Below are 20,664 nucleotides of genomic sequence, written 5' to 3'. Positions count from 1 at the left end.
CTCAAACCCAATCCGGATGAACACCGGATACAACCTATTGAAGCTTCACACCTAGGTGGCGCTGCTTCGTGCATTGGGGTGGCGCTCCGGTAGAAGCGAGCATCCCCGCCGCGCTGCGCGCGACCCCCTCAAGGGGGCGGCACGGGCCGTCCGGCAAAGCCGGGCCGGCGGTGCCCTGGGTGGCGCTGCTTCGTGCATTGGGGTGGTGCGTCTATTGTACCCCTGGGGGTATGTAGGTATACTGCAGGCCGTATAGGAGAAGTCCATGCCTGCCCGTTCCATTGGTTTCCGTCTGCCGTCGGCCCTGGCCGTTCGTTCCGCGCTGTCCCACCGCTGGGCCGGGGGCGCTTTGCCGCTCGCGCTGGGGGTGGCTGCGGTGTTGACCCTGGGCGCTGCGCGCGCCGCGGGCGAGGCGCCCGCCGCCGGGCCGCAGGTGCCGGTGGTCGCCGTGGGTGCCCAGGCCGTGGGCGCCGGCGCGGTGTTCGACGGCAGCCTGCAGGCGGTGCGCCAGAGCGTGCTCTCGGCCCAGGCCAGCGGCCGCATCGCCTCGCTCTCCGTCAAGGCGGGCGACCGCGTCAAGGCCGGCCAGGTGCTGGCCGTGATCGACGACCGCGCCACCCAGGCCGGTGTGGCGCAGGCCCAGGCCGGGCTGGCCCAGGCCGACGCCAACCTGAGCAACGCCAAAGCGGCCTATGAGCGCGCCCGCGACCTGCGCGTCCAGGGCTTCCTGGCCCAGGCGGCGGTGGATGCCGCCCTGGCCCAGTACAAGGCCGCGCAGGCCGGTACCGCCTCCGCCCGCGCCGGGCAGACGCAGGCCAGCGTGGCCCAGGGCTTCACGCGGCTGACCGCCCCCTGGGACGGCTGGGTGCTGGCCACCCACGCCGAGGCCGGCGCGCTGGCCACGCCGGGCGCGCCCGTGCTCACGGTGTATGCGCCGCAGCCGATCCGCGCCGTGGTGCATGTGCCGGCCTCAATGCAGGCGCTCGCCTTGTCGGCGCAGAAGATCGAGGTGCAGCTGCCGGGCACCGACCAGTGGGTGGCGCCCTCGTCCCAGACCAGCCTGCCCGCCGCCGACCCGGTGTCCCAGACCGTGGAGTGGCGCCTGAACCTGAGCGAGGCCGACGGCGCGAACCAGGTGCCGGGCCGCCAGACCCGGGTGCGTTTTGTGGGCGGCAGCGCCCAGTCCGACCGCCAGCGCCTGGTGGTGCCCGCCAGCGCCGTGCTGCGCCGGGGCGAGCTGACCGGCGTTTACGTGGTCACGGCCAAGGGCGAAGGCCAGGGCGAGGGTTTTGCGTTGCGCGCGGTGCGCACCGGGGCCACGCACGGTGACGGTGTGGAGGTGCTGGCCGGGCTCAAGGCCGGTGACCGCGTGGCCCTCGATCCGGTCCGTGCGGGCCTGTCCGGCGCGCAGCCGGTGGCGAAATAAGGCGATGCCATGAGCCACCCCAACGATCCTTCCACGCTGGAGAAGCTGGGCTTCTCCGGCTCCGTGGCGCGGGCCTTTCAGGCCAACGCCATCACGCCGCTGCTCGCGCTGGTCGCGCTGCTGCTGGGCCTGTTCGCCGTGCTGGTCACGCCTCGCGAGGAAGAGCCGCAGATCAACGTGACCATGGCCAACGTGATCATCCCGTTCCCCGGCGCGTCCAGCGCCGACGTGGAGAAGATGGTCGCCGCGCCGGCCGAGCACGTGCTCTCGCAGATCCAGGGCATCGAACACAGCTACTCGGTGGCGCGCCCCGGTGTGGCCGTGCTCACCGTGCAGTTCAAGGTCGGCGTGCCGCGCACCGAAGCGCTGGTGCGCCTGTACGACGTGCTCAACGCCAACCAGGACTGGTTGCCGCAGGGCCTGGGCGTGCTGACCCCCATCGTGAAGCCCAAAGGCATCGACGACGTGCCGGTGCTCGCCGCCACGCTGTGGACGAAGGACGCGCAGAGCGCCCTCGATCTGGAGCGCGTGGCGCACGCGGTCGAGACCGAGCTCAAGCGCGTGCCCGGCGCGCGCGAGGTGGTCACCATCGGCGGCCCGGGCCGGGCGGTGCACGTGTGGCTGGAGCCGAACAAGCTGCGCGAGCGCGGTGTGAGCGTGCAGGCGCTGCAGGGCGCCATTGCCTCGGCCAACCAGGCCATGCCTTCGGGCTCGGTGATCAACCCGAACCCTGCCAAAGGTGAGCCCGGCATGCTGTCGGTCGAGACCGGCGAGTTCCTGCAGAACGCGCAGGACGTGGGCGACATCGTGGTCGGCGTGTCGAACGGCCGCCCGATCTACCTGCGCGAAGTGGCGCGTGTGGAAGCCGGTGCGCAGCTGCCGCAGCGCTACGTGTGGTTCACCCCCGGCGCGGCCGACGCGGCCCACCCCGGTCAACAAGGCCAGAACCACCCGGCCGTGACCATCACCGTCACCAAGAAGCCGGGTGAAAACGCGGTGGACGTGGCGGCCGGTGCGCGCGAGCGGCTGGAGAATCTGAAGAACACGGTGATCCCGGACGACGTCGAGATCGCCATCAGCCGCGACTACGGTGAAACCGCCGCGGCCAAAGCCAACAAGCTGATCCAGAAGCTGATCTTTGCCACCGGCAGCGTGATCATCCTGGTGGGGCTGGCGCTCGGCCGGCGCGAAGCCATCATCGTCGGCGCGGCGGTGATCCTCACGCTCACGGCCACGCTGTTCGCCAGCTGGGCCTGGGGCTTCACGCTCAACCGCGTGTCGCTGTTCGCGCTCATCTTCTCCATCGGCATCCTGGTGGACGACGCGATCGTGGTGGTGGAAAACATCCACCGCCACCGCATGCTCACGCCCGACGTGCCGCTGTCGGTGATCATCCCGCGCGCGGTCGATGAAGTGGGCGGCCCCACCATCCTCGCCACCTTCACCGTGATCGCGGCGCTCTTGCCCATGGCCTTTGTGAGCGGCCTGATGGGCCCGTACATGAGCCCGATCCCGATCAACGCCAGCATGGGCATGGCGATCTCGCTGGCCATCGCCTTCACCGTCACGCCCTGGCTCGCGCTCAAGCTCACGAAGACCGGCGAAGGCCACGCCGCGCACGGCCCTGGCAAGATCACGCGCACGCTGCAGAACGTGTTCACCCGCACGCTCACGCCGCTGTTGCAGAGCGCCAAGAAGCGCTGGCTGCTGGCGGCCGGCATTGGCGGCGCGCTGCTGCTCTCGGTCAGCCTGGCGCTGGTGCCCAACTCGTTTCTCGGCGTGGTGCTGAAGATGCTGCCCTTCGACAACAAGAGCGAGTACCAGGTGGTGGTGGACATGCCCGCCGGCACGCCGCTCGAAGGCACCACCGCCGCGCTGCAGGACATGACGGCCTTCCTCGCGCAGCAGCCCGAGGTGGCCAATGTGCAGGGCTACGCCGGCACAGCCAGCCCCATCACTTTCAACGGCCTGGTGCGCCAGTACTACCTGCGCGCCGAAGCCGAAGGCGGCGACCTGCAGGTCAACCTGATCGGTGCGCACCACCGCAGCGAAAAGAGCCACGCCATCGCGCAGCGCCACCGCCCCGCGCTGGAGAAAATCGCCGCCGCCCACGGCGCGCGCGTGAAGGTGGTGGAAGTGCCGCCCGGCCCGCCGGTCATGTCGCCCATCGTGGCCGAGGTCTACGGCCCCGACCAGGACGGCCGTGCCGAACTGGCGCAGCGCGTGGCCAAGGCCTTTGCCGGCACGCCCGACATCGTGGGCGTGGACACCTCACTCAAGGAACACGCACCGCGCGCCTTCCTGCGCATCCAGCGCCAGCGCGCCGAGTCGCTGGGCATCCCGGTGCAGGTGATCGCGCAGACGGTCTATGCCGCGCTGTCGGGTTCGGACGCCGCTTACCTGCACGACGGCCACGCCAAGTTCGCGGTGCCGGTGCGCCTGCAGTTGCCGCTGGACCAGCAGGTCGGTCTCGATGCGCTGCTCGCGCTGCCGATGAAGGCAGCGAACGGTGCGATGGTGCCGCTCTCCGAGCTGGTGACGGTGGAACGCGGCGTGATCGACCAGCCGCGCTACACCAAAGACATGCTGCCCGTGACCTACGTGTTCGGCGACATGGCGGGCTCGCTCGACTCGCCGCTGTACGGCCTGTTCGGCATCCGCTCGTCGATGAAAGAAGCCGCGTTGCCCAACACGGGCGAACTGGGCGAGTACTGGATCAGCCAGCCCAAGGACCCGTACCGCCAGTACGCGGTGAAGTGGGACGGCGAGTGGCAGATCACGTACGAGACCTTTCGCGACATGGGCGCCGCCTACGGCGTCGGCCTGATCCTGATCTACCTGCTGGTGGTGGCGCAGTTCAAGAGCTACCTCACGCCGCTGATCATCATGGCGCCGATCCCGCTGACCATCATCGGCGTGATGCCGGGCCACGCGCTGTTGAACGCGCAGTACACCGCGACGTCGATGATCGGCATGATCGCGCTGGCCGGCATCATCGTGCGCAACTCCATCCTGCTGGTGGACTTCATCGAGCTGGAGACGAAGCGCGGCGTGCCCTTTGCCGAAGCCGTGGTGCAGTCCGCCGCGGTGCGCGCGCAGCCCATTGCGCTCACCGGCCTGGCCGCGATGATGGGCGCCTTCTTCATCCTGGACGACCCGATCTTCAATGGCCTGGCGATCTCGCTGATCTTCGGCATCGCGGTGTCCACGCTGCTGACGCTGGTCGTGATTCCGGTTCTGTACTACGCCACCTACCGCAAGAGGTTCGGATGACCCCTCTGCGCCGCTTCGCGTCTTCCCCCCTGAGGGGGGACGCACCCCTGTGGCCCGGCAAAGCCGGTTCCACGGGTGCCCTGGTGGGAGGCACGCGCCCCGGCCTACCAAGTTTTCTGGTCCCTTTGTTTACAGGAGTCTGAAATGACCGTCGAACGTTACATCCGCATCATGGCCGGCACCGTCGTGCTGATCTCGCTGGCCCTGGGTTACCACGGCAGCCCCATCTTTGTGAGCGAGTGGTTCCTCGCGCTGACCGCCTTCGCCGGCTTCAACCTGGCGCAGTCCGGCATCACCGGCTTCTGCCCGCCCGCCATCCTGTTCAAGAAGCTGGGTGTGCCCGAGGGCAATGGCTCGTGCTCCGGCGGAAAATGCAGCTGATGCCCCTACGCTCCGCCGCTTCGCGGGTCGCTGCCCCCCGAGGGGGCTGATCCGCCTTGGGGCGGCCCGGCGGCGGATTGCTTTCCCTTCGATCAACACCTCCTCATCCACCATGTCCAGCCCGACCCCATTGAAATTCCTCATGCCCGGCTGGTTCTCGCTGGTGATGGGCCTGTGTGGCCTGTCGCTGGCCTGGCACCGCGCGCAGCCGGTGCTGGGTGACATGGCCAGCGGCATCGCGCTGGTGACGGGGGTCTTGGCGCTGGGGGTGTTCGGGGTGCTGCTCGTGGCCTCGCTGCTGCGCGCCTCGCGCTACCCCGCCGCGCTGGCCGACGACCTGAAGCACCCGGTGCGCCACGCCTTCGTGGCCGCCTTCCCGGTGTCGCTGTTGCTGCTGGCCACCGTGGGCGTGGCGCTCGGCGGTGCCGAGGGCGGCCTGTCAACGCTGTGGCGCGTCGTGTGGTGGGTTGGCAGCCTGGGTCAGCTCTGGGCCACGCTCTGGGTGCTGGGCCGCTGGCTGGCGCCGGTGGTGGCCGCGCCGGGCCAGGGCCCGGGCAACACCGGGCTGTGGCCTTCGATCACGCCGGTGTTGCTGATCCCGGTGGTGGGCAACGTGCTGGCGCCGCTCGCCGGCCTGCCGCTCGGGCACACCGGCTGGGCCTTGGCGCAGTTCGGCATCGGCGCGTTTCTCTGGCCGGTGGTGATCGCGCTGATCCTCGCGCGCCGCATCGCCCACAGCCCGCTGCCCGACCGCCTCCTGCCGGCCTGGTTCATCGTCGTGGCGCCGCCCGCCGTGATCGGCCTGGTGCTGGCGCAGATGCAGGCGCCGCTGGTCGCCGTGCAGGCGCTCTGGGGCCTGGCGCTGTTCCTGGTGCTCTGGGTGCTGCCGGTGCTCAAGCGCGCCATCGCCCAGCCCTTTGGCGTCGCGTTCTGGGCGCTGTCCTTCCCGCTGGCGGCCTTCACCGCGCTCACGCTGCGCCTGGTGACGCTGCAGGGCGGCACGGGTGGCGCCCTGCAGATGGCCGGTGTGCTGCTGCTCGCGGCCACCTCCATGGTCGTTCTCTGGCTGGCCTTCGCCACCGTGAAGGGCCTGCGCGACGGCTCGCTGCTCGCGCCCGAGCCGGTGGCCAACATCGTTCTGGCGTCGGCCTGAATGCCCCCTCGGCGAATGCGATGAACCCAAGCCCACCGCTGGCCACCGCGCGCAAGGCCGAGCTGATGCACCGCCTGCGACGTGCCGAGGGCCAGGTGCGCGGGCTGCAGAAGCTGCTGGAAGAAGGCGCCGATTGCGTCAAGATTGCCCAGCAGCTGCTCGCCACGCGCCGCGCGCTGGACAGCACCTACGTGCGGCTCAACCTCTCGCTGGCCGAGCAGGCCTTGGCCCGCCCCGACGGCGACGGCCCCGACGCACAGGCGATCAGCGAGGTGCTCGAGCGCCTGCAGGACAAGCTCGGTCGCTCGAGGTAGAAGGCCCACCCCCGCCGCGCTGCGCGCGACCCCCTCAAGGGGGCAACGCAGTGCGGCCTGGCGAAGCCAGCTCCGCCGCGTTCCCGGCTCGGACACTGTGCTCCGGTGATGCGCCGCACAGTGCGGAAGCACGGTTCTCGCCGAACAGTTTTGCCTGCCATGAAGGCAATCCAGCACGGGCGGGTGGGAATAATCGGCGCATGGACTTTCTCACCTCCGCCCCGCTGCTCGCGGCCGCCGCTTTCGCCGCCGGTGTGCTTAACGCCATCGCGGGCGGCGGCAGCTTTCTCACCTTCCCCGCGCTGGTGTTCGCGGGCGTGCCGCCGATCACGGCCAACGCCACCAGCGCGCTCGCGGTGAGCCCTGGTTATTTCGGCAGCACGCTGGGTTTCAAGCCCGAGCTGCGCGCGCTGCCGCGCGAGCGGCTGCTGCGCGAGATGCTGATCTGCGCCGTGGGCGGCGTGGTGGGCGCGCTGTTGTTGCTGGTCACGCCGGCGCGCCTGTTCTCGGGCATCGTGCCCTGGCTGCTGCTGTTCGCGACCGTGCTGTTCGCCGCCGGGCCGGGCATCGCGCGCCGCGCGCAGGCCGCGGCGCCGCACGGCCCGGCCACGGTCCGCTGGCGCGAGCCCGCGCTGCTCGCGGTCGCGGTCTACGGCGGCTATTTCAACGGGGGCCTGGGCATCCTGCTCATGGCGCTGTACACCGTGGCCGGTGAGACGCGGCTGAACACCGTCAACGCGCTGAAGAACCTCAACTCGCTGGTGCTGTCGTGGCTGTCGGTCGCGGCCTTCGTGATCGCGGGGGCCATCGCCTGGCAGCCGGGGCTGCTGATGATGGTGGCCGCCACCGCGGGGGGCTTCATGGGCGCGCGCTGGTCCAAGCGCCTGCCCGTGGCCTGGGTGCGCGGTGGCGTGATCGTCACCGGCCTCGTGATGAGCACGGTGTTTTTCTACCGGATGTAGGAAGGCCCCCAAGTGGCCCGCGCCTTGTCGGTGCGGCCCGGCGGCGAACCGCTCTCTCAAAGGCCGAGCCAGGCACCCACGTGCTGCCAGGTGGCGAAGGCCAGGTGGCCGAAAGACACCACGTAGCCCAGCGCGCCCACGCCGGTGGCCGCCGAGAGCAGCATCGCCAGGCCGTCGCGGAACATCCAGCCCAGGCTCAGCAGGATCAGGCTCAGGCTGGGCAAGACATTGCCCAGGGGCAGCGGCAGGAAAATCACCACCGCCATCACCGCGATCCACAGGCCCCACCAGACCCGCGTGCGCGTGTGGCAGCAGGCCTGCCAGCGCGGGCGCAGCCAGCGCTCGGCCTGCTCGTAGATCCAGGCCAGCCCGTGCAGGCAGCGCCGGCTCCAGGTTTCATTCAGGGTGATGTCGCCCAGCCGCTGCGGCATGGTCACGGTCTCGCGGCCGCGCAGCCAGGCCCAGGCCAGCGCCAGCAGCCCGAGGCTGAACAGCCCGCCCGCGCCGGCCACCGGCAACGAAGAAAGCAGGGCCAGCAACAGCATCAGCACCGGGCCCGAGCCCTCGCCGTTGAGGCGCAGCAGCGCGTTCAGGCTCAGCCGCTCACACGCGGCACCCGGCTCGCCAGCGGCCCGGCGCAGGTGCTGGGCGCGCGCTTTGATCACGGGAAGACCTTCGCCCGGCGGGCTGCGGTGCGAGCTGGCTTGGGGCGGCCCGGCACGGCGCTCATGCCTGTGCGTTGCGCAGTGCGGCAGGCGGGTTGCCGCGGCCGGCCAGCCAGTGCAGGAACCCCGCGAGCGCCAGCAGCGGCAGCAGGCCCAGCGCCCAGCCGGTCCACAGCAGCGGCGTGATCCATTCCATCAGGCCGCCCGCGCCGGGGAGCCAGTGCGCCAGCCATTGCGCGCCGTTCATCCAGAGCACCTGCAGCGCGGCAAACCACTCGGTGTCGGCCCAGGGCGCGAGCCAGGCGGGCACGGGCAGCGGTGCAGTCGCCCCACCCACCGCTGGCGCCGAGGCCACGGCGTTCAGCAGCCAACCGCTCACTTGCACGGTCAGGGCGACCATGCCCGTCCACACCGCCGCGAGCAGGCCCGCGACCAGCCAGATCAGGGCTTTCATGTGTTGGTTCCGATCGTGAAAGGGGTCGTCAGGCCGCGCTGGCCATCGCCGGGTGGCGCCAGGCGATGGCCATGCGGTCGAGCAACTCCACCTCGCCGTCGGCGAGGTGCCCGTCGGACAGCGCGACCGCTTCGCACAGGTGCCACACGGTTTCCTGCAGCGCCGGGTCCTGCACCTCGGCCAGCAGCCGCTCGCGCGTGGCCTCGTCCATGCCGGCCGAGCCGGCCCACCGGCCGCCTGCGACCAGCAGCAGGTCTTCACAGAAGCCGTCGATCACCGCCTTGATCGCCTCGGGCGCCATGCCCAGGCGTTGCGAAGCGTGCAGCCGGTCGATGGTCTTGATCTCGTTCATCGAATACTGGCCGTCGGCCACCAGCGCCATCGCCAGCAGGCGCGCGGCGGCTTCAGGGCTGTCGGTCGGGTAAGAACGCATGAGAGTTTCCTTTCTGAGCAAACGAAGGGAATCCGATCACTCCGGAGCGAGTTGCCGGAACCCGGGATGCGGTGGAACCGGCTTCGCCGGGCCACTCGCATCGCCCCCTGGGGGGTAGCGCGAAGCGCTGCGGGGGGTCAGTCGTTGTTCATGCCGAACAGGCTCAGCAGGCTCGTGAACAGGTTGAACGCCGAGACGAACAGGCCCACGGTCGCGAGCACGTAGTTGGTCTCGCCGCCGTTCACGATGCGGCTGGTCTCGAACAGGATCAGGCCCACCGACAGCAGCGCCACCAGAGCGGACACGGCCATTCCCATCGCGGGGATCGAGAAGGCGTAGGCCGCGATGCCCAGCACGATCGCGATCACCATGCCGGCGAACAGGAAGCCGCCCATGAAGCTGAAGTCGCGGCGCGTGGTCAGCACGTAGGCCGAGAGCGCGAGGAAGGTCGCGCCGGTGGCGCCCAGCGCGGCCGTGATCGTGCCGGCACCCCCGGGCAGGGCCAGGGTGTGCGTGAGCAGCGGGCCGAGCGTGTAACCCATGAAGCCGGTGAGCGCGAACACGGCGGGCAGGGCCCAGCCGCTGTTCTGCAGCTTGTGCACCGCGAACAGCAGGCCGAAGTAACCCACCAGCGTGATCACCAGCCCGGGCGCGGGCCAGCTGCCGGCGACCGCCAGCGCGGCAATGCCGGCCGCGAACAGCATCGTCAGCGAGAGCAGGGCGTAGGTGTTGCGCAGGACCTTGGCGGCCTGCGGGCGGTCCACGCCCAGCGAGGGGCGGGACGCGATGGAAGAAGGGCGGCGAACGGTTTCCATGAGGGTTCTCCTTTCAGGGTGAACATGGGGGGCTCGAAGATAGGGCTGCGAACAGGTTTGAAAAAGCAGACAATCACGAACGATCAGTCCCAAAAAGGCGAAGCATGAACCAGGAACTCAACTACAAGCATCTCTACTACTTCTGGGTCACGGCCAAGGAGGGCGGCATGTCGCACGCCGCCGCGCGGCTGGGCATGGCGGTGCAGACCATCAGCGCGCAGGTGCGCCTGCTGGAGCAGTCGCTGGGCCACGCGCTGTTCAAGCCTGCCGGGCGCGGCCTCGCGCTCACCGACGCCGGCCAGGCCGCGCTGCAGGTGGCCGAGCAGATCTTTCACCTCGGCGAACACCTGCACACCGCCGTGCGCGACGCCACCAGCCAGAGCACCGTGCGGCTTGTGGTCGGCATCTCCGACGGCCTGGCCAAGCTCGCGGTGCGCGAGCTGCTCGCGCCCGCGCTCGAAGAGCCACGCCTGCGCCTGGTCTGCCACGAAGACGACTTCGACGACCTGCTCGCCGACCTCGCGCTGCACCGCCTCGACGTGGTGCTCTCCGACCGGCCCGCGCCCGCCAACCCCAACCTCAAGCTCTACAGCCACGCCATGGGCTCCTCGCCGCTGGGCTGGTACGCGCCCAAGGAATGGCTGGCGCAGGCGAGCGCCGATTTCCCCCACAGCCTGGCCCAGGTGCCGGTGCTGTTGCCCAGTTCACAGGCCTCGGTGCGCATGCGCATCGACCAGTGGTTCGAGCAGCAGGGCGTGGTGCCCAACGTGGTGGGCGAGTTCGAAGACAGCGCGCTGCTCGCCACCTTCGGCTCCTCGGGCATGGGTGTGTTTCCCGCGTCGGAGCGCATGCGCGAAAAGCTCTCGCAAGGCTATGGCATGCGATGGTTCGGCCCCTGCGAGGGCGTGCAGGAACACTTCTTCGCCATCGGCACCGCGCGCAAGGTGCAGCACCCGCTGGTGCAGAAGCTGCTTGCGGCGGTGTGAGACCCTCCGCCCCTCAGTCGCCACCCCCGCCTCCGCATCCACCGCAGCCGCCGCCGTCGCCACCGCCCCCGTCCGAGCCACCGCCGGATGCCCCGCAGCCGCTGCCGCCCGTGTCTTTGCCGCCCGTCTGAACCAGGGCGTCTTTCAGGGGCTGCAGGTCGGCGGCGAGCACGCCGGTGCCCAGCAACGCCAGAGCGAGCGGCATCTGCGCATCCTTGAGGCCCAGTGCATCGCGTCGTCTCAAGAGCAATCGGGCCTTGCGCACAGCAGCCAGGCCTTGCTGTGTCAGCCGGTGGGGCAGCTGCTTCCAGAAGGCGGCGAGCGACACCAGCGCCAGCATCATCAGGAAAAACAAAAAGACCACCGGGTGCCCGTGCTGCACACCGTGCGCGAAGCGAAGGCCGCCCCAGACCAGCAGGCCGAGCCACCCATAGAAATAGAGGCGGTCCTGCCATTGGTGGCGGCGCTGTTCACGCCCGGGCGCATGCACCAGGCCCCTGTCGAGCAAGGTCTGATGCAGTGCGTCCAGCTCGCGCCGTGTCTCGGACAGGCCGAGCCCCGCGCCGGGCTGCAGGCCTTGGGCGATCTGTGCGTGCAGGGTCTGCTCCAGCGGGTGGGCGTGGATGGGCGGCTGGGCGGTGGTGCGCCAGGTGCCGCTGGAGGCCTGCAGGGCCAGGTGGCTCTGTTGCACCAGCCGCGCCAAGCCGGTGTGCACGCTGCGCGCGCTGCCGCCGGCGAGGTAGGCCAGCTCCAGCGCATCCAGCGGAACGGGGCGCGCGCTGGCCCGGGGTGATCCGCTGGGCGCGCGCCACACCATCACCACACCCAGCGCCACCCATGCCGCCAGACACAGCCCGTAGATCGCAAGAAACCGCTCGCCGCTCCAGTCCGGGTGGATGGTGATGGGCACGCAGCCGCTGAAGAGCAGCGCCGGCAGGGCCAGCGGCACCATCAGCCCGCGCAGCGAGCGCGGCAGGCCGTGAGCGGGCCAGCGCGGTCTGGGCAACACCCAGTGCGTCGCCGTGTTCACCCGCCGGGCGCGGGTCGCAAATCGCGCTTCGACGCCGGGCCAGATGTCGAGCGGCGGCGCGTCACCAAACGCCTCGGTGTAGCGCAGCAGCGTGTCGGCATAGCGTTGGCGGTGAAGGCGGTGGTTGGCTGCGCCGCCCGTGTTCGGGAAGTGGTGCAGCGTGTGCCCCAGCACGTTCGGGCAGAAGTGATGGAAGTAGCGGTGGCTGTGCAGCAGGTGCGCGTGCCAGGCCTCGTCCAACGCATCGCTCGGGCAGACCTCGCCCCGGTGCCGAACCGCCAGCCAGAGAAAGCGGCGGTATTCCTCGATCACCCGCTGTGTGTGGGCTGCCGTCCAGCCGTTGTCTTGGGCCAGCCGCTGGTGCAGCGGCACCTCGCCTGGGGTGTCAGGTGACCAGTGCGCCAGCCGCTGCCAGAGCGCGTCTCTGGCGATGCCGTCGGTGGCGGTGTGGGGAAGGCTGTCTGTCATGGGGACTCCTTTCTGGTTGTTGTGTTCTGCTCCTCTTGTCCGACTTCAAGATAAGTCAGATGGGTGACGTTTGTGTGACGATGTGAGCGGGGTTCCCTTCGGGTCGGGCGCTGTGGCGGCGGGGCGACTCCCTGCCCCCGGCACAATGCGCCGATGAGCGTCCTGACCCCCGCCACCCAAGTCCCCTGGGCCGTGAGCAGCCCGTTCCGCATGCGCCCTGGCCTTGCTCGGCTCGCCTCTGCGCACGACACGCGGGATGCAGCGCCACCGCTGTTCGTGCGCGATCCGCAGGCCTCCGCCTACGCCGAGCACAAGCGCGTGTCGCTGCAACAGCACCGCGCACGTTGCCAGATCGGCGAGGCCGACCCGGCCGTGTTGCAGGCCATCGCAGCGGCCTACGAGCGGCAGACCGGCATCGTGATCGCACCCGAAGCCGATGCGCTGGCGCAGGGCCTGCAGGAAGACTTCGTGATCCTGAACGACGAACCTGAAGGCGAGGCCGTCGCACGAACAACCATGCGAACGCGCTTCCTCTCGGTGTGCTTCCCCTCCAACTGGGCGCCCGCTGAAAAGCTCGGGCTGGACTTCGCCGCCATCCACGCGCCGGTCGCCGACAACGCGCTGCTGCAGGCAGGCGGCCAGGGCATCGTCGACATGGCCTTTCGCCAGGCCAGCATGCTGCGCCACGTCTGGCTGCTCACGCCCAACGGCGACCTGGCCCAGCACCCCGAGACGCGCCGCACGCGCTGGGAAGACGCGGTGGCCCAGGCCGACTCCACGGGCCAGCGGCTGATCGATCAGGTGTTCTTCCGCGTCGAGCGCCAGACCACGCTGCCACTGCCCGCGCTGCGGCGCGGCGTGTTCTTCATCCGCGTGATGGTGTGCCCGCTCACCGAGGCGCTGGCCGTGTCACCCGGGCGCGCAGGCGAGCTGCGCGAGGCGCTGCTGTCGATGAGCGAGGCCGTGGTGGCCTATCGCGGCATGGCGGCGGTGCGCGAGCGGCTGTGCGCCGAACTCGGCGCCGTCGGGTCCTGAACCGCAGGGCACGGGCACTGGAGTCTCATGGCGGTGGCGGCCCGAGCGTGCGCAGCACGTGGGTCACGAAGCGGCTTAGCTTGGGCAGCTGGCGGCGGTCGGACGCGTACACCAGATGCACCGGCCGGGCCGGCGGCGAGCAGTGCTGCAGCACCGCCACCAGTTGGCCGCTGGCCAGGTCGTCGGCCAGCAGCACCTCGGGCTGCATCACCAGGCCGAGCCCGGCCAGCGCGGCGCCGCGCAGGCCGTCGCCGTGGTTGCAGGTCAGGCGGGCCTGCTCGGGCCATTGGAACGACTGTGAGCCTTCGTGCAGCGTCCACTCGGTGCGGCGCTGCCAGACCGAGTGGCTCAGGCAGACATGCCGAGCCAGATCGGCGGCGCTCTGAGGGGTGCCATGGCGCTGCAGGTAGGCCGGTGTGGCAGCGATCACCATGCGGTAGGGCCGCAGCGGCCGGGCGACCAGGCTTTCGTCGGCGACACGGCCGATGCGCACGGCCGCGTCAATGCCGTCACCGGCCAGATCGGCCACACCGTCCGTGAGCTGCAGGTCCACCCGCACCTTCGGGTAGCGCAACAGGAACTGCGCCACCAGCGGCGCGATGGTGTGGCTGCCCAGCGTGACCGGCGCGCTCACACGCAACAGCCCTTGCGGCGCCGCGCGGCTGCGCTCCACCGACGACTCGGCCCAGCGCACCTGCTCCAGCACTCGCTTGCAGTCTTCGTAGAACGCCGCGCCCACCTCGGTGAGGCTGTGGCGGCGCGTGCTGCGCTGGAGCAGGCGGGCGCCCAGGTGGGCTTCGAGCTGCTGGATGTGCTTGCCCACCATCACCGCCGAGATCTCCAGCCGGCTCGCCGCCGCCGCGAAGCTGCCCGCGTCCACCGCGGCGACCATCACCTCCATGCAGCGCAGCTTGTCCATGTTGATTCCTAATCAATGGTTTGTGGTGTGAGAAGAGATTGCTACTTTATGCCATGAAACATTCGGAAAACAATGGCGCCTTCTCCACTCCCACTGAACAGGAAACAGCCATGAAGATTCTTCTCATCGGTGCCAACGGCACCATCGGACAGGCCGCGGTGCAGGCCCTGGGTTCGCGCCACGAGATCGTCAGCGCCGGGCGCCACAGCGGCCAGCACCGCGCTGACCTGTCGCAACCGGACAGCCTGGTGGCCTTGCTGGACGCGGTGGGCCGGGTCGACGCGATCATCTGCACCGCCGGCAACCTGCATTTCGGCCCGCTGACCGAGATGACGGCCGAGCAGTTCAACCTCGGCCTGCAGGACAAGCTGCTCGGCCAGGTGCAGCTGGCACTGGCCGGCCACCGCTACCTGAACGATGGCGGCTCCATCACGCTGACCAGCGGTGTGGTGGGGATCGAGCCGATCCGCAACGGCGCCAATGCCACGGCGGTGAACGCGGCGATCGAGGGTTTTGTGGCCGCCGCGGCGATCGAGTTGCCGCGCGGCATCCGCATCAACGCCGTCAGCCCGACGCTGCTGACCGAATCGCTGCCCACCTACGGCCCGTTCTTCCCCGGCTTCGAAACCGTGCCGGCGCAGCGCGTGGGCCTGGCCTACCAGCGCAGCGTCGAAGGCGCGCAGACCGGCCGGGTCTACCGCGTGATGTGAACGGCCGAAAAAAAGCGACCCACGGGTCGCCTTTTTTGCCGCGGTGTTGAAACCCGCCGCCGCTCAGACCGCTTTCACCGTCGTGCTCGTGCCGTTGGTCTTCACCGACTCGATGCCCGCGTCGCGCCCCGCCGCCGCCTTGTACATCTGGCTGGTGCCGATCACCTGGTGGTTGGCGGCCTTGAGGTTGAAGTAGCAGCGGCCGTCGGACGCGTCTTTGCGGTCGTAGCGCGCGTCGGTGCCGCAGTTGGCCTGCACCGACTTGATGCCGTTCTCCGCCGAGGCCTTGGTGGCGTACTGCTCGCTGCGCAGAATCACCTCGCCGTTGCCCGCCTTCAAGACAAAGGAAAACTGACCCTTGTCGTTGGAACCCAGTTCGTAGCTGCCTGCCATGTTCGCTCCTGTTGGTGAAAGAAGAGTGCCGAAGCAGGCGGATGATAGATCGCAGGCGTGGCGCTGAACAGCCCGAGCAGCCTCTCTTCCATTGCTGTGCGTTCCTGCGCAGTGGACTCGCCGCCCGCGCGCCGCTGGGCGCGCCTCGGTCGGATCATGTGATCGGTGCGCGAGCGGAGGAGCTCGTCGATGGTGGGGCAGACCAACACAGCGGCAGCACGTCCGGAACGCGGCGCTTGCGGGAGGTCAAACCGGAAATGCTGACCATTGGCTGTCACGCCAGAAGCCCTGATGCATGCGGGCTCCGGAGATGCTTCAAAGACGACGGTGTGGGTTCGACATCCTGAAGACCCGCAACCAACACGGGCGTCCCGATCAGGCGTCGAGCAACCGGTGCAGGGCTTCCGCGCTCACGCGGTGGGAATAGCGAGACTGAATTTTCTTGCGCCCATTGAGGCGAAGGTGGTCGGCGAGTGCAGGATCTCGCAGCACCCTTTCCACGGCGTCGGCCATCTGCGCAGGAGAACGCGGTTCCGTCAGGAGACCGTCTTCCCCATCCGTGATCAGCTCGGCGGTGGCACCCGCCCGGCACATCACGACAGGCGTCGCCATGGCCATCGCCTCCATCGCCGCCACAGCGCCGGCTGCCTCGTCGTGGCTGCCCATCACATACACATGGGCAGCCTCGTACTGCGAACGGTTGGTTTCTTCTGACACCGCACCCAGCAGCTGCACGAACGATGATGCCTCGCACTTGGCGATGTGCTTTTGCACATCCAGACGGTAGCCGGTGCCGCCCCGTTCATCCTCGCCACCGATGATCAGACGGGCGTCAATTCCACGCGCCCGCAGCAGACAGACCGCATCAATGACATCTTCATGGCCCTTCACCGGATTGAGGCGACCGCAGGAATACAGGCGACAGGGGTCCCCTGGCCTCCAGGCCTGATAGGGCTGGGTTCTGTCCATGCGATCGGTATCCACACCCACCGGCGCCTGCGCGTACCTTTTGGGGAAATCAGGGCCCAGACGCTGCCGCCCTTCCTGAACAAGCATCTGCGACTGGAAAAGGCCAAACGCGGCATGGCGCCATTTGAGCCGATGCTGCCTGCCATAGGTTGAGAACGTAGGGCCCAGCATCGAGAGGCTGTAGGTAAAGTCCCCCAGGATGGAGCCCAGTGCGGCAATTTCAGCAGAGCGACCACAGCTGCCCACATGCACATGGTCCAGTCGATGAGCATGGACAAAACGCGCCAGCCGCGATGCCACCAGAAGGCACACCATCAAATTGAACCGACTGCGGGCCCCAGCGTATTCATCGTCGCCCAGCGCGGCGACCAGCGATCCCATGCGCCCTGCAGATCGGCGCAAAAGAAAAAACAGCGCCGCGATCCAGTCAAACCAATTCTTCGAGAGCAGGTAGTGCGTGTCCCGGATCGCAGATTCGGCCCACCGATGCGAAATCGTGCCCTGGGCCGGTTGGCGCGTGGAGATCAAGACGGTGTCGACGCCAAGGTCGCGCAATGCGGAAATTTCACGCCAGAAGAAGATGTGGGTCTGTGCTGGAAACTCGGAGACCAGGTAGCCGATTCTCGTTGGCCTTGTGGCGTTGGCTGATTTCTCCATGGAATTAGCGGCGCCTCCAGTAGCGCAGACGGCGTGCAACGAATTTCGAGGTCTGCAGCGGATGCCGGGCGAACATGCCAGCCAGCGCCCGAACTGCCGCAGGCAAACCCCGTTGAACCCAGACGGTATTGATGTGGCGAAACCGCTGGCCGACTTCAAACGCTTCGACATCGGCCGGCAGGGCTGTGTGGTCACGCAGGAAGCTGGCCACGTCCGGCTCGGCAACACCCTGGTTGAAGGCGTCCGTCGCGCGATAGAGGTAGTCGCGGTTCGCCAGAAACACCTGCGCCCGCATCCGACCTGGCGCCGTGGTGTTGGAGAAACCCAGGCGGTAAAGAAACACCGGCCGGTCGGTGATGACAAATCGCCCATGGCGACCGAGTCGAAGCAGGTAGTCCTGGTCCTGCATCAACGTCAGCTCGGGCTTGAAGGCCTCAGCCAGCGCTGCTTCGCGCCGAACAACCAAGCTCTGCAAATACACATGCCCATCCAGCACGGGTCTGAAAAAAGGCGGCGCTGACGCGGAAGGGGTTTCTTCCGGGCACCATTGCCAGCGGCCGAAACCGGTTCGCCATTGCCGACGACCATCGCGGTGCAGCCTGCCACTGCCGCCGACGCAGGCGATGGCTTCCGGATGCGCCCGCAACAGGTCAAACTGCCGCTCCATCTTGTCGTCGAGCCAGACGTCGTCCGCATCATTGAACGCTATCCAGTCGAATTGGGCGGCCTCCATGCCAATCTGGCGAGCGCGAGACACGCCCTGATTGGTCTCCAGCGCCACCAGCCGGATTCGAGGGTCGCCGAAACCCATGACCAGAGCACGCGAATCATCGGTCGACGCATCGTCAACCACAATGATTTCCCTGATGCAGTCCAGCGTTTGCCGCACGATGCTCTGGAGGGTTGCCGTCACCTCGGCGGCCGAGTTGTGCGTCGCCAGCACAGCCGACACTTGGAAAGCGCGATCGTTGTCGGTCATCGTGCAAAGCCTCCTCAGGATCGAATGACGTTCGCGATCCGCTCTTGCTCGTCTTCTGTCAGGTCCGGGTACATCGGCAGGCACAGCACACGGGAAGCCACACTGCGGGCGTTGGGCATTTCGGGCGCCTGGCCATGAGGCTCCGCATACATCGGGAAGTCCGAAATCAAGGGGTAGAAGTAGCGACGCGCAAACACGTTGTTTTCCCGCAGCCGGAAATACAGCTCATCGCGCGATCGATGGTGCCCGGCCCCGATCAGGATCGGCAGCGCATAGTAATTTGAGGGTGCAGCCTCAGGGGGATGAACGAAGTGCAGGCCAGGAATGTTGCCCAGCAGCTTGCGGTAGCGAAAATCTATCTGCTGTCGCTGCTCGATATAGCCATCGATGTGCTTGAGCTGAACCGTTCCAAGCGCAGCGGTCAACTCGCTCATCTTGGCATTGAAACCGGTGGACTCGACGGTCTGTTCGTCAACGATGCCATAGTTGATCAGCCGGTCGATATGTAGTTTGGCTTCGGCGCTTCGGGAAACAATGGCGCCCCCTTCAAGGGTGTTGAACACCTTGGTGGCGTGAAAGCTCAACACCGAATGGTCACCGAAACTCAGCACGCTCTGGCCCTTGTGGCGAATGCCGAAAGCGTGGGCCGCGTCGTAAATGACCCGCAGGCTGTGCCGCTTCGCAATGTCTTCGATCGCCTCGACATAACAGGGGCGCCCATAACAGTGCAAGGCCATGATGCCGGAGGTGCGCGGGGTGATGGCGGCCTCGATCCTGTTGGCGTCGATGTTCAGCGTATTGGGGTTGATGTCGACGAACACCGGTTTCAGGCCGGCCCACAGCAGTGCATGACCCGTGGCCACGAAAGAAAACGGCGTGGTGATGACCTCCCCGGTGAGATGGAGCGCTTTGGCCGCCAGCATGAGGCCCACCGTGGCATTGGTGACCAGCGAGATGTGCTCCACACCCAGGTAATGACTCAGCCCGTCGATGAACTGGGCGTGGTAGGGACCAGAGTTGGTCAAAATCCGGCTGGCCCAGATTTTCTCGATCAGCGGGAGGTACTCGCCCAGCGGCGGCAGCGTTGGGCGGGTGACAAAAAGGTTCTTCGGAGCTTCCATGAAGCGATGAGGATGGTGCTGAACAGCGATGGAGTCCCCGGCCAATCAGAGCGCCAGTATGCCAGCGGATGGTGGAACCCATGCGTTGTTTGATGCCCACGACATGCCGTGGTGTACCCCGCCCAGTGGACCGCCTGGAAGGCGTGGAGCGGCTGCCACCGCAATCGACTGGGCGAGTAGGGCACGGCACGCACGTTTGAGCTTGCGTTGGCGAGGCTGCAGGTGCCTGGCCTTGCTCGGCCGGTTCACGTCGCCGTGCCCAGGCGACCACGGGCACCGTGGTCGCCTTGGCACAGCCCCGGCGGTGTGGTTTCAGCGCAGGTGGTGCACCGCCGCCTGCCCGTAGACCGGCGTGTCCAGACCCTCGTAGCGCGCCTTCAGCTGCAGCGAGAGGAACTGCGAGTAGTGGCGGCTCTGGTGCAGGTTGCCGCCGTGGATCCACAGCTGCTTCTGGTTGGTCGGCTTCCACATGTTGCGCAGCTCGCCCTCCCACGGTCCCGGGTCTTTCGTCGTGCTCGACCCCAGCCCCCAGACCTTGCCCACGCGGTCGGCGACTTCGGGGGACACCAGGTCGGCCAGCCAGTGGTTCATCGAGCCGTAGCCGGTGGCGTAGACCAGCAGGTCGGCGGGCAGCTCGGTGCCGTCGGTCAGCGTCACGCTTTTCGGGTTGATGCGCTCGATGTTGTTGTGGCTCTTGAGCTTGATGCTGCCGTTGGCCACCAGCTCGCTCGCGCCCACGTCGATGTAGTAGCCCGAGCCGCGGCGCAGGTACTTCATGAACAGTCCCGAGCCGTCGTCACCGAAGTCGAGCATGAAGCCCGCCTTCTCCAGCCGGCCGTACAGGTCGGCGTCGCGCTTCTTCATCTCGTCGTACACCGGGATGTGGAAGCTGTGCATGATCTTGTAGGGCACGCTGGCGAACACGAGGTCGGCCTTGTGGTGGTCGATGCCGTTCTTCAGCGCCTCCTCGCTGTACAGCCCGCCAAGCGCCAGCTCCATCAGCGAATCCGACGGTGCGATGTGCGTGCTGGTGCGCTGGATCATGGTCACGTCGGCGCCGTTTTCCCACAGCGCGGCGCAGATGTCGTGGGCCGAGTTGTTGGAGCCGAGCACCACCGCCTTCTTGCCTTTGTACTGCTCGGGACCGGGGTGTTTGCTGGAGTGGTGCTGGTCGCCCTCGAAGCTCTCGGCACCCGCGATCTTGGGCACGTTGGCGTAGCCCGACACACCGAGCGCAAACACCAGCTGCTTGGGCCGCAACACCACCTCTTCACCGTCGCGGTCCACCACCACCTCCCACTCGCCCTTGGCCTCGTTGAAGGTCGCCTTCTTCGCGGTGGTCGAGCCCCAGTAGTTGATCTCCATCACCTTGGTGTACATCTCCAGCCAGTCGCCCACCTTGTCCTTGGGCGCGAACACCGGCCAGTCGTCGGGGAAGGGCATGTAGGGCAGGTGGTCGTACCAGACCGGGTCGTGCAGGCACAGCGTCTTGTAGCGGTTGCGCCAGCTGTCGCCGGCCCG

20 protein-coding genes are annotated in these 20,664 nt (G+C 68.0%); 9 read left to right on the top strand and 11 right to left on the bottom strand.

Annotated features, from left to right (window positions below; all coding sequences use genetic code 11):
* Window positions 1–265 precede the first annotated feature (265 nt).
* The 6 genes from IV088_RS10490 to IV088_RS10465 all read left to right on the top strand — a co-directional run bounded on the left by IV088_RS10490 (window position 266) and on the right by IV088_RS10465 (window position 7,509).
* Window positions 266–1,426: an efflux RND transporter periplasmic adaptor subunit gene (locus IV088_RS10490; protein WP_291101589.1), complete on the top strand. Its 1,161-nt coding sequence runs from the start codon at window positions 266–268 to the stop codon at window positions 1,424–1,426.
* Window positions 1,427–1,435: 9 nt separating this feature from the next.
* Entirely contained in the window at window positions 1,436–4,699 is a 3,264-nt protein-coding gene (locus tag IV088_RS10485; protein ID WP_291101586.1) for an efflux RND transporter permease subunit, read from the top strand.
* A gap of 144 nt (window positions 4,700–4,843) precedes the next feature.
* Window positions 4,844–5,080: a DUF2892 domain-containing protein gene (locus tag IV088_RS10480; protein ID WP_291101583.1), complete on the top strand. Its 237-nt coding sequence runs from the start codon at window positions 4,844–4,846 to the stop codon at window positions 5,078–5,080.
* 112 nt (window positions 5,081–5,192) lie between these two features.
* Window positions 5,193–6,233: an SLAC1 anion channel family protein gene (locus tag IV088_RS10475; RefSeq protein WP_291101580.1), complete on the top strand. Its 1,041-nt coding sequence runs from the start codon at window positions 5,193–5,195 to the stop codon at window positions 6,231–6,233.
* Between the two features lie 20 nt (window positions 6,234–6,253).
* Window positions 6,254–6,547 carry a metal-sensitive transcriptional regulator gene (locus tag IV088_RS10470; RefSeq protein WP_291101577.1) on the top strand — a complete coding sequence of 98 codons (294 nt, stop codon included), beginning with the start codon at window positions 6,254–6,256 and terminating at the stop codon, window positions 6,545–6,547.
* Window positions 6,548–6,747: 200 nt separating this feature from the next.
* On the top strand, window positions 6,748–7,509 hold the full coding sequence (locus IV088_RS10465; RefSeq protein ID WP_291101575.1) for a sulfite exporter TauE/SafE family protein: 762 nt from the start codon (window positions 6,748–6,750) through the stop codon (window positions 7,507–7,509).
* Window positions 7,510–7,565: 56 nt separating this feature from the next.
* Here the strand turns inward: IV088_RS10465 and IV088_RS10460 are convergent, their stop codons facing one another.
* The 4 genes from IV088_RS10460 to IV088_RS10445 all read right to left on the bottom strand — a co-directional run bounded on the left by IV088_RS10460 (window position 7,566) and on the right by IV088_RS10445 (window position 9,876).
* Window positions 7,566–8,174 carry an exopolysaccharide biosynthesis protein gene (locus IV088_RS10460; RefSeq protein WP_291101572.1) on the bottom strand — a complete coding sequence of 203 codons (609 nt, stop codon included), beginning with the start codon at window positions 8,172–8,174 and terminating at the stop codon, window positions 7,566–7,568.
* Between the two features lie 61 nt (window positions 8,175–8,235).
* Complete coding sequence (locus tag IV088_RS10455) at window positions 8,236–8,628, bottom strand: hypothetical protein (RefSeq protein ID WP_291101569.1); 393 nt, start codon at window positions 8,626–8,628, stop codon at window positions 8,236–8,238.
* Window positions 8,629–8,656: 28 nt separating this feature from the next.
* The gene (locus IV088_RS10450) at window positions 8,657–9,061 is read right to left on the bottom strand and encodes a TerB family tellurite resistance protein (protein ID WP_291101566.1); all 405 of its coding nucleotides are present in this window, start codon (window positions 9,059–9,061) and stop codon (window positions 8,657–8,659) included.
* Between the two features lie 137 nt (window positions 9,062–9,198).
* Window positions 9,199–9,876, bottom strand: a complete 678-nt coding sequence (locus IV088_RS10445; RefSeq protein ID WP_236963186.1) for a Bax inhibitor-1/YccA family protein — start codon at window positions 9,874–9,876, stop codon at window positions 9,199–9,201.
* 104 nt (window positions 9,877–9,980) lie between these two features.
* On the opposite strand from IV088_RS10445, the gene IV088_RS10440 reads away from it, so the two are divergent.
* A complete protein-coding gene (locus IV088_RS10440; RefSeq protein WP_291101559.1) occupies window positions 9,981–10,862 on the top strand; it encodes a LysR family transcriptional regulator in 882 nt (293 codons plus the stop codon).
* 13 nt (window positions 10,863–10,875) lie between these two features.
* Here the strand turns inward: IV088_RS10440 and IV088_RS10435 are convergent, their stop codons facing one another.
* Window positions 10,876–12,360, bottom strand: coding sequence for a TIGR04222 domain-containing membrane protein (locus IV088_RS10435; protein WP_291101556.1), 1,485 nt, complete (start codon window positions 12,358–12,360; stop codon window positions 10,876–10,878).
* A 153-nt stretch (window positions 12,361–12,513) separates the two neighbouring features.
* Between IV088_RS10435 and IV088_RS10430 the strand changes: the two genes are divergently transcribed.
* Complete coding sequence (locus tag IV088_RS10430) at window positions 12,514–13,395, top strand: heme-dependent oxidative N-demethylase subunit alpha family protein (protein ID WP_291101553.1); 882 nt, start codon at window positions 12,514–12,516, stop codon at window positions 13,393–13,395.
* A 25-nt stretch (window positions 13,396–13,420) separates the two neighbouring features.
* Here IV088_RS10430 and IV088_RS10425 read toward each other — a convergent pair whose 3' ends face one another.
* Window positions 13,421–14,314: a LysR family transcriptional regulator gene (locus IV088_RS10425; protein ID WP_291101550.1), complete on the bottom strand. Its 894-nt coding sequence runs from the start codon at window positions 14,312–14,314 to the stop codon at window positions 13,421–13,423.
* 110 nt (window positions 14,315–14,424) lie between these two features.
* Between IV088_RS10425 and IV088_RS10420 the strand changes: the two genes are divergently transcribed.
* Window positions 14,425–15,024: a short chain dehydrogenase gene (locus IV088_RS10420; RefSeq protein ID WP_291101547.1), complete on the top strand. Its 600-nt coding sequence runs from the start codon at window positions 14,425–14,427 to the stop codon at window positions 15,022–15,024.
* A 63-nt stretch (window positions 15,025–15,087) separates the two neighbouring features.
* Here IV088_RS10420 and IV088_RS10415 read toward each other — a convergent pair whose 3' ends face one another.
* The 5 genes from IV088_RS10415 to IV088_RS10395 all read right to left on the bottom strand — a co-directional run.
* Complete coding sequence (locus IV088_RS10415; RefSeq protein ID WP_291101545.1) at window positions 15,088–15,417, bottom strand: YegP family protein; 330 nt, start codon at window positions 15,415–15,417, stop codon at window positions 15,088–15,090.
* A gap of 375 nt (window positions 15,418–15,792) precedes the next feature.
* Window positions 15,793–17,043 carry an exopolysaccharide biosynthesis GT4 family glycosyltransferase EpsE gene (epsE, locus tag IV088_RS10410; protein ID WP_291101542.1) on the bottom strand — a complete coding sequence of 417 codons (1,251 nt, stop codon included), beginning with the start codon at window positions 17,041–17,043 and terminating at the stop codon, window positions 15,793–15,795.
* Between the two features lie 4 nt (window positions 17,044–17,047).
* Entirely contained in the window at window positions 17,048–18,022 is a 975-nt protein-coding gene (locus tag IV088_RS10405) for a glycosyltransferase family 2 protein (protein ID WP_291101540.1), read from the bottom strand.
* A gap of 14 nt (window positions 18,023–18,036) precedes the next feature.
* Complete coding sequence (locus IV088_RS10400; protein WP_291101538.1) at window positions 18,037–19,143, bottom strand: DegT/DnrJ/EryC1/StrS aminotransferase family protein; 1,107 nt, start codon at window positions 19,141–19,143, stop codon at window positions 18,037–18,039.
* A 312-nt stretch (window positions 19,144–19,455) separates the two neighbouring features.
* Window positions 19,456–20,664 (bottom strand): NAD(P)/FAD-dependent oxidoreductase (locus IV088_RS10395; protein WP_291101535.1); only part of this gene is annotated, 1,209 nt, incomplete at its 5' end.

The sequence above is a fragment of the Hydrogenophaga sp. genome (assembly GCF_018780075.1).
Taxonomy (GTDB): domain Bacteria; phylum Pseudomonadota; class Gammaproteobacteria; order Burkholderiales; family Burkholderiaceae_C; genus Hydrogenophaga.
Note: the sequence above shows the minus strand (reverse complement) of the source record. Positions and strands in the feature narration are given on the sequence as shown.

Bases quoted from the DNA above. Each gene is read 5' to 3' on its own strand.
- IV088_RS10490 (WP_291101589.1), top strand. From the start codon at position 266: ATGCCTGCCCGTTCCATTGGTTTCCGTCTGCCGTCGGCCCTGGCCGTT.
- IV088_RS10485 (WP_291101586.1), top strand. From the start codon at position 1,436: ATGAGCCACCCCAACGATCCTTCCACGCTGGAGAAGCTGGGCTTCTCC.
- IV088_RS10480 (WP_291101583.1), top strand. From the start codon at position 4,844: ATGACCGTCGAACGTTACATCCGCATCATGGCCGGCACCGTCGTGCTG.
- IV088_RS10475 (WP_291101580.1), top strand. From the start codon at position 5,193: ATGTCCAGCCCGACCCCATTGAAATTCCTCATGCCCGGCTGGTTCTCG.
- IV088_RS10470 (WP_291101577.1), top strand. From the start codon at position 6,254: ATGAACCCAAGCCCACCGCTGGCCACCGCGCGCAAGGCCGAGCTGATG.
- IV088_RS10465 (WP_291101575.1), top strand. From the start codon at position 6,748: ATGGACTTTCTCACCTCCGCCCCGCTGCTCGCGGCCGCCGCTTTCGCC.
- IV088_RS10455 (WP_291101569.1), bottom strand. From the start codon at position 8,628: ATGAAAGCCCTGATCTGGCTGGTCGCGGGCCTGCTCGCGGCGGTGTGG.
- IV088_RS10450 (WP_291101566.1), bottom strand. From the start codon at position 9,061: ATGCGTTCTTACCCGACCGACAGCCCTGAAGCCGCCGCGCGCCTGCTG.
- IV088_RS10445 (WP_236963186.1), bottom strand. From the start codon at position 9,876: ATGGAAACCGTTCGCCGCCCTTCTTCCATCGCGTCCCGCCCCTCGCTG.
- IV088_RS10440 (WP_291101559.1), top strand. From the start codon at position 9,981: ATGAACCAGGAACTCAACTACAAGCATCTCTACTACTTCTGGGTCACG.
- IV088_RS10435 (WP_291101556.1), bottom strand. From the start codon at position 12,360: ATGACAGACAGCCTTCCCCACACCGCCACCGACGGCATCGCCAGAGAC.
- IV088_RS10430 (WP_291101553.1), top strand. From the start codon at position 12,514: ATGAGCGTCCTGACCCCCGCCACCCAAGTCCCCTGGGCCGTGAGCAGC.
- IV088_RS10425 (WP_291101550.1), bottom strand. From the start codon at position 14,314: ATGGACAAGCTGCGCTGCATGGAGGTGATGGTCGCCGCGGTGGACGCG.
- IV088_RS10420 (WP_291101547.1), top strand. From the start codon at position 14,425: ATGAAGATTCTTCTCATCGGTGCCAACGGCACCATCGGACAGGCCGCG.
- IV088_RS10415 (WP_291101545.1), bottom strand. From the start codon at position 15,417: ATGGCAGGCAGCTACGAACTGGGTTCCAACGACAAGGGTCAGTTTTCC.
- epsE (WP_291101542.1), bottom strand. From the start codon at position 17,043: ATGGAGAAATCAGCCAACGCCACAAGGCCAACGAGAATCGGCTACCTG.
- IV088_RS10405 (WP_291101540.1), bottom strand. From the start codon at position 18,022: ATGACCGACAACGATCGCGCTTTCCAAGTGTCGGCTGTGCTGGCGACG.
- IV088_RS10400 (WP_291101538.1), bottom strand. From the start codon at position 19,143: ATGGAAGCTCCGAAGAACCTTTTTGTCACCCGCCCAACGCTGCCGCCG.